At 64.8% G+C, this 2420-nt stretch carries 3 protein-coding genes; all 3 read right to left on the minus strand.

Annotated elements, in window-relative coordinates:
- On the minus strand, positions 1–1053 hold a 1053-nt coding region (locus tag Q0520_RS01120), incomplete at its 3' end, for a Glu/Leu/Phe/Val dehydrogenase (RefSeq protein WP_298665589.1).
- A gap of 28 nt (positions 1054–1081) precedes the next feature.
- Positions 1082–2029, minus strand: a complete 948-nt coding sequence (locus tag Q0520_RS01125; RefSeq protein ID WP_298665592.1) for a radical SAM protein — start codon at positions 2027–2029, stop codon at positions 1082–1084.
- A gap of 6 nt (positions 2030–2035) precedes the next feature.
- Positions 2036–2420: cupredoxin domain-containing protein (locus Q0520_RS01130; protein ID WP_342765222.1), on the minus strand; the 385-nt coding region annotated here is incomplete at its 5' end.

A 2420-nucleotide genomic window follows, 5' to 3' on the forward strand; every position in this document is an offset into this window, starting at 1 on the left:
ATAGTAGGAGACCACGGCCCCGCCGGCGTTGCAGAGGAGGTCGGGGACGATCACGGTCCCTTTCCCCTTGAGGACCGCTTCAGCGTCGTTGGTGACCGGGCCGTTCGCAAACTCCGCAACGATCTTTGCCCTGACCTGCGGTGCGTTCTCTGCCGTGACCGTGTTCTCCAGTGCCGCGGGGATCAGGATGTCCACGTCGAGGGCGAGGAGTTCCTCGTTGGTGATATTCTCGGCGCCGGGGAAGTCCCTGACGCTCCCCGTCTTCTCTTTGTGGTCTTCGAGCCTCCTCACCTCAAGGCCGTTCCTGTTCAGGACGCCGCCTTTGCTGTCGCTCACCGCCACCACCCGCACGCCGGCGAGGTACTGGCCGAGAACGGCCGCATGGGTGCCGACGTTCCCGAAGCCCTGGATCGCCACGGTCGCCCCGCGGAGGTCGATGCCCGCGTCCTTTGCCGCCTCGGCGACGACGTACCACCCGCCCCGCGCCGTGGCGTCTTCCCGCCCCTCCGAACCGCCGACAGAGAGGGGTTTGCCGGTGATCACCCCGAAGGTCGTCCTCCCGACGATCCGCGAGTACTCGTCCATCATCCAGGCCATGACCTTCGGACTGGTATAGACGTCCGGGGCCGGGATGTCGGTGTGAGGCCCGATGATCCGGGAGACGCCCATGATATATCCCCGGCTCAGCCGTTCGAGTTCCCCTTCGGAGAGTTCCTTCGGGTTGCAGACGATCCCCCCCTTCGCACCGCCGAGAGGGAGGCCGAAAAGGGCGCATTTCCATGTCATCAACGCTGCAAGGCCGCGGATCGTGTCGATAGTCCCGTCCGGGTGGAAGCGTATCCCCCCTTTTGTCGGCCCGCGTGCATCGTTGTACTGAACTCTGAATGCCTGGAATGTCCTGATCCGGCCGGTGTCCATCCTGACGGGGATGGAGAAGTTGAACTCCCGCATCGGCGTCTTCAGGATCGCCTCGATATCCGGGGCAAGGCTGAGGTCATAGGCGCACTGGCAGATGTGCCCCTTGACGGTCTCAAAGAGGTTGATCTCTGTCATGAAAACACACCTGCATTCCCTTCTCACCTCATAAACCTGTGGGCGGCGGGCGGGGGAACCCCCGGTGGAGACCGGCCTTTTCGGCCTCTCTGATGGCTTCGTCGTACTCGGCCTTCGTGATCCGGCGGCCGAGACTTTCAGGGAGGCCGCACTCGCCCTCAGCCGCGTGCCATTCAGGCCGATATTGCGCCATCACGTTCACGTAACTCTCCTTCGAGACCTCCTGCGCGATGAAGCGGAAGACCTCGCGACTCCCGGCAAGGCCGTCGGGGAGGACGAGGTGGCGGATGATCAGGCCGCGGACGGCAATCCCCTCCCCGTCGACGACGAGGTCGCCGGTCTGCCTGTGCATCTCCCTGATCGCCTCCTGCATGTACCGGGTGTAGTGCGGGGCATGGGAGAGTTTGAGGGCGGTCTCGTCGTCGCCGTACTTGGCGTCCGGCATGTAGATGTCCACGATGCCGTCGAGGAGGCGTAGGGTCGAGGCGCAGTCGTAGCCCCCGGTGTTGTAGACGAGGGGGAGGGCGAGGCCCTCTCCCGCGGCGGTCTGGAGCGCCGCGATGATCGGGGGGACGAAGTGGGTCGGGGAGACGAGGTTGATGTTATGGCAGCCGTCGTCCTGGAGGGCGAGCATGATCCGGGCGAGGTCGTCGCAGGTGATCTCCCGCCCGGCGCCGCACTGGCTGATCTCGTAGTTCTGGCAGTATTCACACCGCATCGTGCAGCGGGAAAAAAAGATCGTCCCTGACCCGTGCCTCCCCACGAGTTCAGGTTCCTCGCCGAAGTGCGGGCCGAAACTCGCCACCTTCGGGAGACTCCCGCTCCGGCAGAAGCCCACCTCCCCGTGGAGGCGGTCCACCCGGCACTGCCGGGGGCAGAGGGTGCAGGAGGAGAGGCATTCCCGCGCCTCCGCAGCACGCCGGGCGAGTTCCCCTGTCTTCAGGAGGCCGAGATATGACGGCGCTCTCCGTCCCATGACCCATTATGTGACGACGAAATCGCCCCGCATCCTGGTTGCGTGCGAGTCGCACCTGAAGAAGTACGTCCCCGGTTCGGACGGGGCGGTGAAGGTGTACGTCGCCTTGCCCGGTCCTGTCACCAGGTCGCCTTTGAAGATGATGTCCTCGGCCGCGCTCGTCTCATAGAAGGCGACGTTGTGCTGGGCGCCGGGGTCCTTGTTCTCGAAGTTGATGGTGACCTTCGCCCCTGCCGGGGCCTCGATTGTGGAGCGGTCGAAGGCGAAGTTCTCGGCCGTCAGGGCGATGGTGACAGGTCCCGCGGGCGGTCGCGGGGTGGCGGTGACTGTCTCATTTACGGTCATGTTCGTCGTCAGGGTCGGCGTCTCGTTGACTGTCATGGTGACGGTC

This window comes from uncultured Methanofollis sp. (genome assembly GCF_937919355.1).
GTDB lineage: Archaea > Halobacteriota > Methanomicrobia > Methanomicrobiales > Methanofollaceae > Methanofollis.

Coding starts and splice junctions, on each gene's coding strand:
- Q0520_RS01125 (WP_298665592.1), bottom strand. CDS start 2,029: ATGGGACGGAGAGCGCCGTCATATCTCGGCCTCCTGAAGACAGGGGAA.